The organism is Pedobacter sp. (genome assembly GCF_041645105.1).
GTDB lineage: Bacteria > Bacteroidota > Bacteroidia > Sphingobacteriales > Sphingobacteriaceae > Pedobacter.
In genome coordinates this window covers 509098-523712 of record NZ_JBAZQQ010000001.1, presented here as the reverse complement: position 1 = coordinate 523712, position 14615 = coordinate 509098, and the positions used below count along the sequence as shown (strand labels likewise).

Sequence of the window (14615 nt, the reverse complement as noted above, 5' to 3'; positions counted from 1 at the left end):
TTATGGCAGTGTTTGTAAGCGATTTTCTGCCCGATTCTGATCCTTCAAGCAAACTTCAGGTTGTTGATGAAGGATTAGATCAATCTAACGCAGAAACAGATGGCTCTCCCTATAAGTTAATTGAAATAGCAGATGTCAGTGCTATCTTAAAGCGAAGGAAGCCTTTTTCGCATAAGGGGACATACGGGCATGCATTGATCATAGCAGGTGATGCAAAGACCATGGGAGCAGCCTTGCTTAGTGCAAGTGGCTGTGTGTATGGTGGAGCGGGTTTAACAACCGTGTCCATCCCTGAAAATGGTTTAACCGCCTTGAATACCTTCCTGCCCGAAGCAATGTATTTGGACAGAGCTCATCTGGTTAAGATCAAATCATTAAAAAAATATGATGCGATAGCAATCGGCCCTGGTCTTGGAAAGTTATTTGAAGCGATATGTATTGTGGAAGAGCTGGTTGTTTTAAAAACTCCGGTGGTAGCTGATGCGGATGCTTTGAACATTCTATCTAAACGAGAAGATCTCTTGTTGCATCTTGCTAAAAACTCAATATTGACCCCTCATTTAAAAGAGTTTGATTGTTTGTTTGGTAAGCACAAAAGTTGGTGGGAGCGATTACAAACAGCTAGAATAATGGCTAAAAAGCTGAGCCTTGTTATCGTATTGAAAAACCAATATAGCTTTATTATTGACCAGCAGGGGGATGTTTGTATCAATCCGACAGGGAACCCAGCTATGTCGCAAGGTGGAATGGGAGATGTTCTGACCGGTTTGATTACTGCTTATGTTGCACAAGGCTATAGTCCAAAAGCAGCTGCAATATTGGGATGTTACTTTCATGGCAAAGCAGGAGATGAATTGGCTGTAAGCCATTATAACATTACAGCTTCACAATTAGCCGCAAGACTTCCAATAACGGTCAAAAGCTTTTTAAATAGCAAAACTCATTAAAACTAAAAGTCGAATAGATGTTTTTCTGCATGGTATGATGAACGTACAAGCGGTCCGCTTTCTACATATCTTAATCCTTTTGCTAATCCTATTTCCTTGTATTTGGCAAACTGATCAGGATGGATCCAATCTACCACAGGATGGTGGTTACGTGTAGGTTGCAGGTATTGCCCTAGTGTTAAAATATGCACACCGTTAGCCACAAGATCATCCATTGCTTCCAGAACATCTTCCTCAGTTTCTCCAAGTCCAAGCATAATACCTGTTTTGGTTCTTAAGCCGAATTCAGAAATTCGCTTCAACGCTTCTAAACTTCTGTCGTATTTTGCTTGTATACGCACTTGCTTGGTTAGCCTTTTTACGGTTTCCACATTGTGAGACATTACTTCTGGACGTTCCTCTAAAACACGGTAAAGATTGTCCCATTGACCTTTAAAATCAGGGATTAATGTTTCTAATGTTGTTTCAGGACTTTCTCTTCTGATGGCTTGTAAGGTCTCAGCCCAAATAATTGAACCTCCATCTTTCAAATCATCTCTATCAACTGAAGTGATTACACAGTGTTTTACCTTCATTAGTTTAACAGAATTGGCTACACGGTTAGGCTCGTCTGTATCTACAGCTAAAGGTCTGCCTGTTGCTACTGCACAGAAGGAGCATGAACGTGTACAAATATTGCCCAGAATCATAAAGGTTGCAGTGCCTGCTCCCCAGCATTCGCCCATATTTGGACAATTACCACTTTCGCAGATGGTATGTAGCTTATGGGTATCTACCAAGCTGCGTACTTGTGCATATTCTTTACCTACAGGTAGCTTAACTCTAAGCCAATCTGGTTTACGTTGTACTGGGTTCTCTGAAACAACCGGAAGTGCGATCATGAGGCAAAGTTACGCAATAGGTTTGAATTGTTATAAAACCCTGTGTCAATAAGCATCAGATTAAAATCATAATTTATCTTGATTTTTTATGTTGCTTAAATAGGTAATGCTTATTTTTACCATATGAGTACTTCAAAAATAACTTACAATGGTGGTTTAAGAACCACATCTATACATCAGCGTTCTGGAAATGAAATTATTACTGATGCACCGGTTGACAATAAAGGCAAGGGGGAGGCATTTTCTCCAACTGATTTGCTAGCTACTTCATTAGGCAATTGTATGCTGACTATTGTTGGTATTGCAGCGAATGAACATGGATTTAATATTGATGGGACAACTTGTGACATCACAAAGATCATGGCTGAAAACCCAAGAAGGGTTACAGAGATTGTAGTTGACTTCCAGTTTCCTGCAAATAACTATTCAGATAAAGATAAAAAGATTATTGAACGTTCAGCTAATACCTGTCCGGTGATGTTTAGTTTACATCCTGATATTAAGAAAACAGTTAGTTTTAATTACTAATCACTTCTGCCACTTCTTCGGCCGAAATGTCACTATGTGAAGCATCCAATATGCAATCGCCGTTTTTAATCAATAGGATTTGCGGCGATTCATGGTGGACTTGAAAAGTTTCAGCTATATGGGTAGAAATATCACGGTGGCTGATCAGATCTAAAAAGTACAAAGAGGTGTCTTCAGGAATAACAGACCAGTCCTGTTCAAAACGTCTTTTGGCCATTGAACTCACAGAACAACGCGTGCTGTGCTTAAAGATCAAACTATATCCTTCTTCTTTCTGTATCTGACTAATCTGTTCCAGATCAGTAATGTTTTTCCACTGCATGATTTTATGAATTATCTACCCGTCTTTATCGTCTTCTTCTTCCTTCTGGATAGGAACTATAGGCCGGGCATATTTTGTTAGAACAGGCTTCCAGGACAGTTATTGCAAAAAATACGCCAAGCAATAGTATTGCAATTCTCTTCATCAGTAATATCGTTTTGAGTTTGTTATTTAAACTACTAATCTACAGCTTTTAGCAAGATAATCAAAATAGTTATACTGTTGCGGTAAGTTCTGCCATTTTTAATGCTGTAATTGCAGCTTCATCGCCTTTATTGCCATGCTTACCTCCAGCCCTATCTAAAGCCTGCTGCTGGTCGTTAGTTGTTAACACACCAAATATAACTGGTTTAGCATGTTTAATACCCACTTGCGTAATACCATTGGCTACAGCGTCACAAATAAAGTCAAAATGTTTGGTTTCTCCTTGAATTACACAGCCTAAGCAGATTACGCCATCAAGATTCTTGTGTTTCTGCAAAAGGATTTCTGCCGCTGCAGTAAGTTCAAAGCTGCCAGGAACAGCTACAGAGATAATATTGTCTGCAGATACACCATGTTTAAGTAGGGTTTCTAATGCGCCGTTATATAGACTGCCTGTAACTTCTGCGTTCCATTCTGCAACTACAATTGCAAATTTGTATGCACTACCATTAGGTATCGTTGTATGTGAAAAATCAGAGAGGTTCTTTAATTGAGTTGCCATACTGCAAACTTAGATAAAATTTCAGAAAGGTTTGGTGATATGGCACAAAAAAAGGCTAACCATTGGTTAACCTTTTCTTTAAAATTTAAGCTGTTTTTATTTCACTTGTACTGATGCACGCTCAATATACTCGTCAATCATAGTAGCTTCTTGACTTTCAGGGTACTGAGTTTTTATCTTAGTATATGCTTCTTGAGCATTTTTGAATTCTTTTTGTGCTTCATAAACCAAACCTAGTTTTTTAAGGAACATAGGAGAAGTGAATTTGTTACTTGCTTTATCAGCTGCTTTTTTATAATAAGTTGCTGCTTGTTTTAAATCTTTCAGCTCACTATAAGCATCACCCAATAAACCAAGAGCCAATGGATCTGCAACAGCGCTTCCAGTTTCAGCATATTTTCCTAAGACTTCTGTAGCTTTTTTATAATCACCTTTACGTAAATAAATACCACCAAGGTATAGGTTTGCAAGGTTTGCGGATTTTGTATTGGCATACTCGTCTGCGATTTTCTCTAAACCTGGGTAACCACCTTCGCCATTAATGGCTTTGTTTGCTAATGAATCCGCTGCACCTACGTATTGTTCTGCTTTGTACATTTTAGCAGAAGCTTCCTTCGCTCTGTTATCCAGATATACATTCTGATACCAGAAATATACACCAATTAATACTACAATTGCACCTGCAATGAACAAAAGGCTTTTCGAATTTTCTTCTAAAAAAGAACCCTTTCTTACCGGCTGATTTATTTCTTTCTCTGTTGTAGACATTTTATTTTAAAAAATTAAGGACTGCAAAAATACATTTTTACATCAAAGTATCAACCTCTTTTAAAAGTATTTAATAAATTTAATGAACTGATCGTTAATTAGAACCAATAGAAAGGTTAATAAATTGAGATAAAACCTCAAGCATTGCAGAAAACAAATCATAGGATTAACAAAGCTAAACGGTAACTTTGGCTACAGATACTATGTGGTTAAAAAACATTACTCTTCTTAATTTTAAAAACTATACAGATGCAAATGTTAGTTTTTCGGAAACTGTAAATGCCTTTGTAGGTGATAATGGAGCTGGTAAGACCAATTTATTGGATGCCATTCATTATTTGTGCCTATGTAAAGGATATTTTAATCCTATCGATTCCCAGCAAATAAAAACTGGTCATGACCTTTTTCTTGTTCAAGGTGATTTTGAAAGACAGGAAAAGAATGAGAAAATCACTTGTGGCGTAAAACGCAATCAGAAAAAGCAATTTAAAAGGAATAAAAAAGAATATGATAAGTTGGCGGACCATATCGGACTATTTCCTTTGGTGATGATTTCTCCCTATGATACCAATATTATTATGGAGGGAAGCGAGGAGCGCAGGCGTTTCATGGATAATGTGATCTCTCAAACGGATACTCATTATCTGGATGAACTGATTATGTATAATCGTCATCTTTTGAACCGTAATGCTTTATTCAAACAAATCGCATTAACACGCAGTTATGATCCGACATTATTGGAGATTTATAACGAACAATTGGTCGCTTCTGGGATTAAGATCTATAAGAAGCGACAGCAGTTTATGCTGGAGTTTATTCCATTATTTGATAAGTATTATCATTTTTTAACAGATGATAAGGAGCGAGTAAGCTTACAGTATCAGAGTCAGCTTCATGATACGTCTTTTGACCAATTGCTTTTACAATCTATAGAAAAGGATAAAGTTTTGGAAAGAACTACGACTGGAATTCATAAAGATGATTTGATTTTCACCATTGCGGATATGCCTTTAAAAAAGTTTGGTTCTCAGGGACAACAGAAATCTTTTTTAATTGCTCTGAAGTTGGCACAATATGCTTACCTTCAGAAGTATAAAGGTTTTAAGCCTTTGTTGTTACTGGATGATATTTTTGATAAACTGGACGACAATAGAATGCATAAGCTGATGGAGATGGTTTCACATCATGATTTTGGACAGATCTTCATTACAGATACAGGAAGAGAACGGGTTTTGGCAGTATTTAATAAAATTGATGTGCCAATTACTTTATTTGAGGTAAATAACGGGGGGATAAATCATGCGTAAGCCTAATGATATTACATTAAAAGAAGGCATCGGCAAGTTGCTGAATGTTTATAAGTTAAAGGGTAAATTTGATGAGACATCAGTTGTGGCTTTATGGCCTGACTTGATGGGAAAGGCAATTGCTAACCGTACTACGCAAATCTATGTCTCACAAAAGAAATTGTTCGTGAGGATTGAATCTTCGGTAATTAAGAACGAGCTTTTAATGGTGAGAACCGGCATCATTCAAAAAATTAATGAACGTGCCGGTTCTGAAGTGATTACTGATCTTGTTTTTCTTTAAGCGGTTATCCGCCAAAAATTCTGCTTATTAACCATATAATGAGTGCAAGTACCAGCACTACTATAATTATACCCGTCCATACTCCTGCTTTAAAGATGCCTTCGACAAGTTCGCAGCTCATAAGAGTCGAGGAAAGTAAAGCAATAATTGCCAATGGAAAATACCTTTTTACAGTCATAGATTTTAGTTTTGATGTATAGGATTAACAATAAACTATGACAATGGTTTTATATCGGTTATTTTCCGTTTACTTTTAGTAATTCAATTTCAAATATCAAAGTACTGTATGGAGGGATATCTGCGCCAGCACCACGTTCTCCATATGCAAGGTTATAAGGAATAAAGAATTTGTATTTTGATCCGGTTTGCATCAGTTGAACTCCTTCTGTCCATCCTGCAATTACACCGTTTAATGGTAGTTCCAGTGGTTCATTTCTGTCGTATGAGCTGTCAAATTGTTTTCCATTAAGTAAGGTTCCTTTGTAATTTACCAATACTGTATCTGTAGCTTTCGGTCTGATTCCGGTTCCTCTGTTGATTACCTGATATTGTAACCCACTTGCAGTAACCTGTACACCTGATTGCAGTTTGTTTTTTTCTAAAAATGCTTTACCCTCATTAATTGCAGGTGCATGTTTTTGTTTACTAACCGTAATAAATAGGTTGCTGATTGCTGTCTGCGACTTCTCTTGTGAAATTAAAGGAGTTGCACCACCAAAGGCATCTTTTAATCCTTTTACTAATAAATCATAGTTCAAGCTAGCTAACCCGTCGTTTTTCATACTGGTTGCCATAGTATTGCCAAAGGCATAACTTGCGGAGTCTAGTGTCGACTTGAAAACTATTGGTCCTGCAGTACTAGCTTTTTTTGCTGATGTTATCGGTTTTTTTACTGTGGTTGTTTTTTTAACCGGCGCTTTAGTCTGCGCATTTAAGGTAAGTGCACAAAGTGGAAGCATTAGTGTAATTAAAGTCTTTTTCATTTGTTTTATTGTTGTGCTTGAAAGGTACAAACTTTACAAAAAAATAAGCACCTTTTTTGAGGTGCTTATTTTAATATTAGATTCGTTATGGTCATAACGATGAAGAAATATTAATGTTCTTAGAAACGCTCTACAGCAGTAAAGAAGAAATCACCTTCAATTTGTGCGTTTTCATCAGAATCCGAACCGTGAACAGCATTTGCATCAATTGATTTTGCATATTTCTGACGGATAGTACCTTCAGCTGCTTCAGCAGGGTTAGTAGCACCTATTAATTTTCTGAAATCTTCAATAGCATTGTCTTTTTCAAGTATTGCAGCAACGATTGGTCCTGAAGACATAAAGCTTACAAGGTCAGCATAAAAAGGACGTTCTTTGTGAACAGCATAAAATTCACCAGCTGTTTCTGCAGTTAATTTAGTGTATTTTAATGCTATGATTTTAAAACCTGCAGTAGTAATATCATTAATGATTGCACCAATATGGCCATTAGCAACTGCATCAGGCTTAATCATGGTAAATGTTCTGTTTGTACTCATCTTGATTTTTAATTTTTTGCAAAATTACATTTTATACTGTTAATATTAAAGCGCTGATTTATTACCTTTAAAATCTTGCTAAAAGAGGTCGAAATATTATTGGCTTCAATTATCATTAAATTATTAGCTTTGCTGCGAAAGTTATGCTATCAATTTCAGAAATAAAATCATTACTGGCTACGCCACAGAAAATTGTAATTACTACTCATCATAAACCTGATGGTGATGCAATGGGTTCATCTTTAGGTTTATATGCCTATCTGATTCAGCAAGGACATCATGTTAAAGTGATTACACCTACAGATTATCCTTACTTTTTGCATTGGCTACCTAATAATGCTGATGTGATTATTTACACGGATGAGCAGGAACGTTCAGCAGAATTGGTTGCAGAAGCTTCACTTGTATTTTGTCTTGACTTTAATAGCCTTAGCAGAATCAATGAGCTTGGTGATTTGGTTAGAGCATCTGATGCTTATAAAGTTATGATTGATCATCATCTGGATCCTGAGGATTTTGATGATTATCGTCATTGGAATATAAATGCCTGTGCTGCAGCTCAGTTGGTTTATGAATTTATTGTAAATGAACTGGGGGATGGAGCAATGATGAACAAGGATATTGCGACTTGTTTATATACGGGAATCATGACAGATTCAGGCTCCTTCAGGTTCGAATCTGCAAATGCCGCTGTCTACCGCATTGCAGCGGATTTAATCGACCTTGGTGCAGAACATTGGAGAATTCATCAGTTGGTATACGATAATGCAACTGAAAACCGTTTACGTTTCTTAGGTCACTGTTTAAGTGAAAAACTAGAAATACTCCGAGAGTTTAATACAGCAATTATTAAGGTAAGTAAAGAGGAATTGAAATCATTTAATATTGTGACAGGTGATACCGAGGGTATTGTAAATTATGCATTGTCAATTAATGGTATTAAATTGGCTGCATTTATTATTGAAAGAACTGATAAAGTTAAATTATCTTTGCGCTCCACAGGAGATTTTCCTGCGAATGAGATTTGTAAGAGATACTTTAATGGTGGTGGGCATAGAAATGCCGCTGGAGGGGTTTCTGAAAAGAATTTAGAAGACACAGTGCTGGATTTTAAAGCACTTTTAGTAGAGTATAAAAACCAATTGCTACAGTAGTCTGTAGCAATTAACTATAGAAAGTAAACATATAAAAAGTATAATTTTAAAGAACACATGAAGAAAGGTATCTTAATTCTTTTCGCGGCAACACTTGGGTTAGCTGCTTGTAACAATTATAAAAAAGGTCCGGGAGGCCTATCGTATATCATTCACAAAGATGGTGGTGGTGCGAAAATTAAAGAAGGTGATATCGTTAAGTTGAACTTCATCCAGAAAAGTGAAAAGGATTCTGTGATGTTCAATACATGGGATATGGAGCAACCTCAGGTATTTCCTGTTGCTAAGAAAATGTATGATGGAGATATGAACGATGTGTTAACATTGTTTGGAGAAGGTGATAGTGCTACATTTAAGTTAGATCTTGATACTATGGCGGCTCGTTCTGGTCAGCCAAAACCTGCAGGTACAAAAGATAAGTATATCGTGTTTACTGTTAAAGTAGAGAAAGTATTGGCTAAAGGTGCTAATGAAGCAGATTCTACTTTCCAAAACAAAGCAAGAGATTTCTTTGAAAAGGATTATAAAACTACCATGGACAAGAAGAAAGGTGCTGAAGCAGGTAAAATCAAAAAATACATTGCAGATAATAACCTGAAAACTACAACAACAGCTTCTGGCTTACAATATGTAATCAGCAAACCTGGTGATGCTGTAAAACCTGCATTGGGTGATACAATGATGGTTAACTATACTGGTAAATTGACAACTAAAAAATCTGATGGTAAAGACAATGTTTTCGATACTTCAGACGAGAAAATTGCTAAAGCATCAGGTAAATTCAATGCAATGGCCCAGTATGGCCCTCGTCCAATCACTTTAGGCAGAGCAATCCCTGGATTTGATGAAGGTTTACAGTTAATTGGAAAAGGTGGAAAAATCACTTTAATTATTCCTTCAAACCTTGCGTATGGCGAGGGTGGTATGCCTCAGGGTGGTATCAGTCCTTTCTCTCCACTTGTATTTGAAGTTGAATTGTCAGACATTAAAAAACCAGTTGCTGGTCAGGCAGGTGCTACAATTGCACCAGTTGCTCCATAGAAAACTGAAAAAATAATAAAGAGACCCGGTACGCAAAAGCATACCGGGTTTTTTATTTGTTAAGCTCCGATGGTTTTTGTTAACTTCGCCAATGCTTTTTACAGACACCCATACCCATTTGTATTATGAAACAGATGGGGATAAACTAGATGAGCTCATGCAACGTTGTTTTGAAAATAAGGTTGATCGCTTATTTTTGCCTAATGTTGATGTTGAATCAATTGCAAAAATTGACAGTATGGTAAAAAAGTATCCTAAAAACTGCTTTGCCATGGCAGGTTTACATCCTTGTGATGTAAAAGAAAATTATGAGGAGGTTTTGGATGAGATATGTCAGAGCATGGTTGATAGGGATATTTATGCTATAGGTGAGATTGGTATAGACCTGCATTGGGATAAAGGTACACTTGCTTTTCAACAGATAGCTTTTTGTGAGCAGATTAAGTGGGCAAAGGATCTTGATCTTCCAATTGTAATTCATTGCAGGGAAGCGTTTGATGAGATTTTTGAAATACTAGAATCGGAAAAGGATAATCAATTAAGAGGGATTTTGCATTGTTTTACTGGGAACCTTGAACAGGCTAATAAAGCAATTGAACTTGGATTTTATTTAGGTATAGGAGGTGTGGTGACTTACAAAAAGGCTGGATTGGATGAAGTTTTGAAGCAAGTGCCATTGGCGAATCTTGTTTTGGAAACAGATTCACCATATTTGACACCAGTACCATATAGAGGTAAACCAAATGAAAGTAGCTATCTGGTGCATATTGCTCAGAAGCTGGCCGAGATTTATGAAACCAGTATTGAAGAAATAGCAGCCGTTACTACTGCAAACTCTATTAGCATTTTTAAGATTTAACAATGACCAAAATACTCATCATATACACAGGTGGAACTATAGGGATGGTAAACGATACCGATACTGGCGCCTTAATTCCTTTTAATTTTAAGCAGATACAGCAGAATGTGCCAGAACTGGCCAGACTGAATTATGAACTGGAGGTACATTCTTTTGATCCAATTATGGATTCATCAAATATGCATCCGGTTATATGGGCAGAGTTAGCGCAGCTGATTCATACCCGCTATAATGAATTTGATGGTTTTGTAATATTGCATGGCTCAGATACAATGGCTTTTACAGCCTCAGCATTGAGTTTCATGCTTCAAAACTTAAGTAAGCCAGTTATTCTTACTGGCTCTCAGCTGCCAATTGGCGAGATCAGAACCGATGCGAAAGAGAACTTGATTACGGCATTGGAAATTGCAGCTATGAAGCTACATGGGAAAGCTAAAGTTCCAGAGGTTTGTATTTATTTCGATTCGCAGTTGTTTCGGGGCAATCGTTCTATAAAATATAACTCGGAGAAGTTTGAGGCATTCCGTTCTCCTAATTATCCAATATTGGCCGAGGCGGGGGTGCATTTGAATTTCTTCAAGAATTATATATTGCCACAACCTGAAAAGGAATTAGAAGTACTATTGGATTTTAATTCGAATATAGGGGTCTTAAAAATGTATCCAGGAATATCACAACAGGCAGTAATGGCCATTACACACTCGCCAGTGGATGCGATTGTTTTGGAGACCTTTGGTTCCGGAAATACGACTACTGCCCCATGGTTTATTAATTGCTTAAGAGAAGCGATCAATAGCGGTAAAATTATTGTTGATATCTCTCAATGTCAACGGGGATCCGTAGAACTTGGCAAGTACGAAACAAGTAAGGAATTACAGCAGATGGGAGTAATCAGTGGATACGATATGACTTTCGAAGCTACAATTACAAAGTTGATGTACTTAATGGCTCAAGGACATGATAAGTCTGAAGTGGCTAAATTAATGGAGCAGTCGCTTAGGGGAGAATTGACCGCCTAAAGTAAAACTTATGCATTTGTTTTTTGTGCAGGGTTTATAATCTTAAATTTGGGGATCAATAAGTAAGACTAATGAAAATAGAGCAAATTTATACAGGGTGTTTAGCTGAGGCTGCCTATTACATTGAAAGTAATGGGGAGGCTGCAATTATTGATCCTTTACGTGAGGTTGAACCTTATCTTAAAAGGGCTAAGAAGGACAATGCTGTAATCAAGTATATTTTTGAAACGCATTTTCATGCTGATTTTGTTTCCGGGCATATCGATCTGGCAGAGAAGTCAGGTGCAGAAATTGTTTATGGACCAACCGCGAAGACTTCGTTTAAATCTTACATAGCTGTAGATGGTGAGCAGTTTAAAATTGGAGAACTGACGATCACTGCATTGCATACACCTGGTCATACGTCAGAATCTACTACTTATCTGCTTACAGATAAGGAAGGGAAATCACATTGCATTTTTAGTGGCGATACCTTATTTATTGGTGATGTGGGGCGACCGGATCTTGCGCAGCAAGGGGATCAGACTATTGAAGATATGGCAGGTACTTTGTATGATTCTCTGCATAGCAAAATCATGGGTTTACCTGATGATGTGTTGGTTTATCCTGCACATGGAGCAGGATCGGCTTGTGGTAAGAGCATGAGTAAAGAGACCTTTGATACATTGGGAAATCAGAAGCAGGTAAATTATGCGCTTAAAGCAACATCAAAAGAGCAGTTTATAAAAGAGGTTACTGATGGTATTTTGCCCCCTCCGCAATATTTTGCCAAGAACGCTGCGATGAATAAGTATGGATATGAGCGTGTGGATGATGTCTTTGAAAAAGGGCTTAAGCCTTTAACTCCCTCAGCGTTCGAAAGTATGGCGAATTTAACAGGCGCACTGGTACTGGATACGCGTGATCCACAGGTATTCGCTAAAGCTTTTATACCTTCTTCTGTTAACATTGGACTGAACGGACAATTTGCCCCATGGGTGGGCGCGTTGATTACTGATCTAAAGCAACCTTTATTATTGATTGTTGAAGCTGGTAAAGAAGAAGAAGCGATTACCCGTTTGGCAAGAGTTGGTTATGATAATACGATCGGTTATCTGGAAGGCGGAATTACAGCATGGCAAGAGGCCGGGAAAGATATAGATAGTATAGCATCTATTTCTGCAGATGAATTCGAGAAAATAGCTAAAGCGAATGCGGCTATTAAAGTGCTTGATGTGAGAAAACCCGGAGAATATGAAGCTGAGCATCTGGAGTTGACAATGGCACGTCCTCTTGATTATATAAATGATTGGACTAATGAGGTCAATCAAAAAGAAACCTATTATATTCATTGTGCTGGTGGTTATCGCTCTATGATTGCTGCATCTATCCTTAAAGCAAGAGGGGTAGATCATGTGATTGATATTGCTGGTGGCTATGGTGCTATAAAAAATACAAGTTTAAAACGGACTGATTTTGCCTGTCCTTCTAAAGCGATGAAAGCCTAATAAAGATGCCAGGGATAAATCAGATAAAGCTGCCTATAGCTGCAGAAATAGATGCCTTTGAGGAGAAGTTTAAAGCTTCTATGCATAGCGATGCACCATTGTTGGATCGGATTACTCATTACATTGTAAAACGTAAGGGGAAACAGATCAGGCCAATGTTTGTTTTTTTTGCTGCTAAGTTATGTGGCGGTATTATTGAGTCTACCCATAGAGGAGCAGCATTGGTAGAGTTGTTGCATACCGCGACACTTGTACATGATGATGTGGTGGACAATGCTTATGAAAGACGTGGATTTTTTTCTATAAACGCACTCTGGAAAAATAAAATTGCCGTTTTAGTAGGTGATTATTTATTAGCCAAAGGCTTATTACTTTCTGTGAATAATTCTGAATTCCGCTTATTGCAAATTGTTTCTGAAGCAGTAAAACAAATGAGTGAGGGCGAGTTATTACAGATCGAAAAGGTGAGGAGGATGGATATAAGCGAAGAACTTTACTTTGATGTCATCAGACAAAAAACAGCTTCGTTAATAGCTTCTTGTTGTGCTTGTGGAGCGGCTTCTGCAGGAGCTGACGAGGAAACGGTAGAGAAAATGAGGATGTTCGGTGAAAAGGTGGGGATCGCTTTTCAGATTAAGGATGATACTTTTGATTTCGGAACCGATGATGTGGGCAAGCCACTGGGTATCGATATAAAGGAGAAGAAAGTAACGCTACCTCTTATTTATGCACTAAACAGGTCTGAGAAGGCTGAAAAGAAAAGAATCATTAACCTGGTAAAAAACCATAATGAAGAACCTGAAAAAATACAGGAGATCATAGACTTTGTAAACGCAAAGGAAGGTGTACATTATGCTAATGAAAAAATGGTCCAATATCAAGAAGAGGCTTTTGATATCTTGCATAGTTTTGAGCCCGGTGATGCCAGAACCGGACTTGAGCAATTGGTACGATATACTACAGAACGTAAAAAGTAAGTTTCAAGGTTTCTTATTATATAATAGAAACCTTTATGCCATGCCCTTCTAGTCCTTTTTTTACCTGATCAGGAATTCCAGAGTCTGTAATGATGTGGTCTACAGCTTCAATTCCACAGATTTTCCCAAAACCACGTTTTCCGAATTTGGTTGAGTCGGCCAATACAATTACCTTCTGAGAAGATTCTATCATCTGTTTGTTCAGGTGCGCTTCAGATGCACTGGTTGTGGTTAAGCCAAATTCTAAGTCTATCCCATCGACACCCAGGTACAATTTACTGCAAAAAACATTACCCAATACATTATCTGAATAGGGTCCTGCAACAGATGCTGAACTTTTTCTCACCAGACCGCCTAGCTGGATAATTTCAACGTCGGCATGGTTAAGTAGTTCTAATGCTACATTTAAGGCAGAGGTGAGTACTGTTAAGTTGCCTTTAGGCTTAATGCAACGTGCCATGGCCAATACTGTAGTGCCTGAGGCAATAATGATGGAATCGTTGTCTTCAATCAGACCTGCGGCTAAAGCTCCAATTCTCATTTTTTCAGCAGATTGCAAATGCTCTTTTTCGTTTACTGGCCTATCTACCGTGTATGGATTGTTTAATGTTGCTCCTCCGTGCGTTCTGAATAAAAGGTTTTTATCTTCGAGTAGTTTCAGGTCCTTACGTATGGTTACGGAAGAAACGTTTAGTTTTTTGCAGAGCGATTGGACGTCTATTGCGCCATCTGTTTGAATTTTATTTAAAATATACTGATGTCTTTCGGCTATGTTAATCATTTGTGTGTCTATATCTATGAAGTAATATAAGCA

The 14615-nt window shown here is 37.6% G+C and carries 18 protein-coding genes; 11 read left to right on the top strand and 7 right to left on the bottom strand.

What is annotated here, in order from left to right; translation table 11 throughout:
* Nucleotides 1-2 precede the first annotated feature (2 nt).
* Nucleotides 3-947, top strand: a complete 945-nt coding sequence (locus WC623_RS02200) for an NAD(P)H-hydrate dehydratase (protein ID WP_372847872.1) — start codon at nt 3-5, stop codon at nt 945-947.
* A gap of 2 nt (nt 948-949) precedes the next feature.
* On the opposite strand, the gene lipA is transcribed toward WC623_RS02200, so the two are convergent.
* Entirely contained in the window at nt 950-1828 is an 879-nt protein-coding gene (gene lipA, locus WC623_RS02195) for a lipoyl synthase (protein ID WP_372847871.1), read from the bottom strand.
* A gap of 123 nt (nt 1829-1951) precedes the next feature.
* Here lipA and WC623_RS02190 point away from each other — a divergent pair, with 123 nt between their 5' ends.
* The gene (locus WC623_RS02190) at nt 1952-2356 is read left to right on the top strand and encodes an OsmC family protein (protein ID WP_372847870.1); all 405 of its coding nucleotides are present in this window, start codon (nt 1952-1954) and stop codon (nt 2354-2356) included.
* Here the strand turns inward: WC623_RS02190 and ytxJ are convergent.
* The 3 genes from ytxJ to WC623_RS02175 form a co-directional block, all read right to left on the bottom strand.
* Nucleotides 2346-2678 carry a bacillithiol system redox-active protein YtxJ gene (ytxJ, locus tag WC623_RS02185; protein WP_372847869.1) on the bottom strand — a complete coding sequence of 111 codons (333 nt, stop codon included), beginning with the start codon at nt 2676-2678 and terminating at the stop codon, nt 2346-2348. The genes WC623_RS02190 and ytxJ overlap by 11 nt on opposite strands.
* A 214-nt stretch (nt 2679-2892) precedes the next feature.
* Nucleotides 2893-3384, bottom strand: a complete 492-nt coding sequence (gene ribH / locus WC623_RS02180; RefSeq protein ID WP_372847868.1) for a 6,7-dimethyl-8-ribityllumazine synthase — start codon at nt 3382-3384, stop codon at nt 2893-2895.
* 96 nt (nt 3385-3480) lie between these two features.
* Nucleotides 3481-4152: a tol-pal system YbgF family protein gene (locus WC623_RS02175; protein ID WP_372847867.1), complete on the bottom strand. Its 672-nt coding sequence runs from the start codon at nt 4150-4152 to the stop codon at nt 3481-3483.
* A gap of 203 nt (nt 4153-4355) precedes the next feature.
* Here WC623_RS02175 and WC623_RS02170 point away from each other — a divergent pair, with 203 nt between their 5' ends.
* Genes WC623_RS02170 through WC623_RS02160 form a run of 3 tightly spaced genes read left to right on the top strand, consistent with a single transcriptional unit; the run spans nt 4356 to nt 5942 of the window.
* Nucleotides 4356-5459, top strand: coding sequence for a DNA replication/repair protein RecF (locus WC623_RS02170; RefSeq protein WP_372848972.1), 1104 nt, complete (start codon nt 4356-4358; stop codon nt 5457-5459).
* Nucleotides 5452-5742 carry a DUF721 domain-containing protein gene (locus WC623_RS02165; RefSeq protein WP_349784271.1) on the top strand — a complete coding sequence of 97 codons (291 nt, stop codon included), beginning with the start codon at nt 5452-5454 and terminating at the stop codon, nt 5740-5742. The genes WC623_RS02170 and WC623_RS02165 overlap by 8 nt, the downstream gene beginning before the upstream one ends.
* A 38-nt stretch (nt 5743-5780) precedes the next feature.
* A complete protein-coding gene (locus WC623_RS02160) occupies nt 5781-5942 on the top strand; it encodes a hypothetical protein (protein ID WP_372847866.1) in 162 nt (53 codons plus the stop codon).
* 36 nt (nt 5943-5978) lie between these two features.
* Here the strand turns inward: WC623_RS02160 and WC623_RS02155 are convergent, their stop codons facing one another.
* Complete coding sequence (locus WC623_RS02155) at nt 5979-6725, bottom strand: FKBP-type peptidyl-prolyl cis-trans isomerase (RefSeq protein ID WP_372847865.1); 747 nt, start codon at nt 6723-6725, stop codon at nt 5979-5981.
* Nucleotides 6726-6844: 119 nt separating this feature from the next.
* Nucleotides 6845-7264, bottom strand: a complete 420-nt coding sequence (locus WC623_RS02150; RefSeq protein WP_372847864.1) for a nucleoside-diphosphate kinase — start codon at nt 7262-7264, stop codon at nt 6845-6847.
* A gap of 143 nt (nt 7265-7407) precedes the next feature.
* Here WC623_RS02150 and WC623_RS02145 point away from each other — a divergent pair, with 143 nt between their 5' ends.
* The 6 genes from WC623_RS02145 to WC623_RS02120 all read left to right on the top strand — a co-directional run bounded on the left by WC623_RS02145 (nt 7408) and on the right by WC623_RS02120 (nt 13801).
* Complete coding sequence (locus WC623_RS02145) at nt 7408-8418, top strand: bifunctional oligoribonuclease/PAP phosphatase NrnA (protein WP_372847863.1); 1011 nt, start codon at nt 7408-7410, stop codon at nt 8416-8418.
* Between the two features lie 57 nt (nt 8419-8475).
* Nucleotides 8476-9459 carry an FKBP-type peptidyl-prolyl cis-trans isomerase gene (locus WC623_RS02140; protein WP_372847862.1) on the top strand — a complete coding sequence of 328 codons (984 nt, stop codon included), beginning with the start codon at nt 8476-8478 and terminating at the stop codon, nt 9457-9459.
* 91 nt (nt 9460-9550) lie between these two features.
* Nucleotides 9551-10318 (top strand): TatD family hydrolase, encoded by a 768-nt coding sequence (locus WC623_RS02135; RefSeq protein WP_372847861.1) that lies wholly within the window; start codon nt 9551-9553, stop codon nt 10316-10318.
* Nucleotides 10319-10320: 2 nt separating this feature from the next.
* Nucleotides 10321-11337, top strand: coding sequence for an asparaginase (locus WC623_RS02130; RefSeq protein ID WP_372847860.1), 1017 nt, complete (start codon nt 10321-10323; stop codon nt 11335-11337).
* 71 nt (nt 11338-11408) lie between these two features.
* Nucleotides 11409-12824 (top strand): rhodanese-like domain-containing protein, encoded by a 1416-nt coding sequence (locus WC623_RS02125; protein WP_372847859.1) that lies wholly within the window; start codon nt 11409-11411, stop codon nt 12822-12824.
* Between the two features lie 5 nt (nt 12825-12829).
* A complete protein-coding gene (locus WC623_RS02120; RefSeq protein ID WP_372847858.1) occupies nt 12830-13801 on the top strand; it encodes a polyprenyl synthetase family protein in 972 nt (323 codons plus the stop codon).
* A 16-nt stretch (nt 13802-13817) separates the two neighbouring features.
* On the opposite strand, the gene WC623_RS02115 is transcribed toward WC623_RS02120, so the two are convergent.
* The gene (locus tag WC623_RS02115; protein WP_372847857.1) at nt 13818-14582 is read right to left on the bottom strand and encodes a DeoR/GlpR family DNA-binding transcription regulator; all 765 of its coding nucleotides are present in this window, start codon (nt 14580-14582) and stop codon (nt 13818-13820) included.
* Nucleotides 14583-14615: the final 33 nt, after the last annotated feature.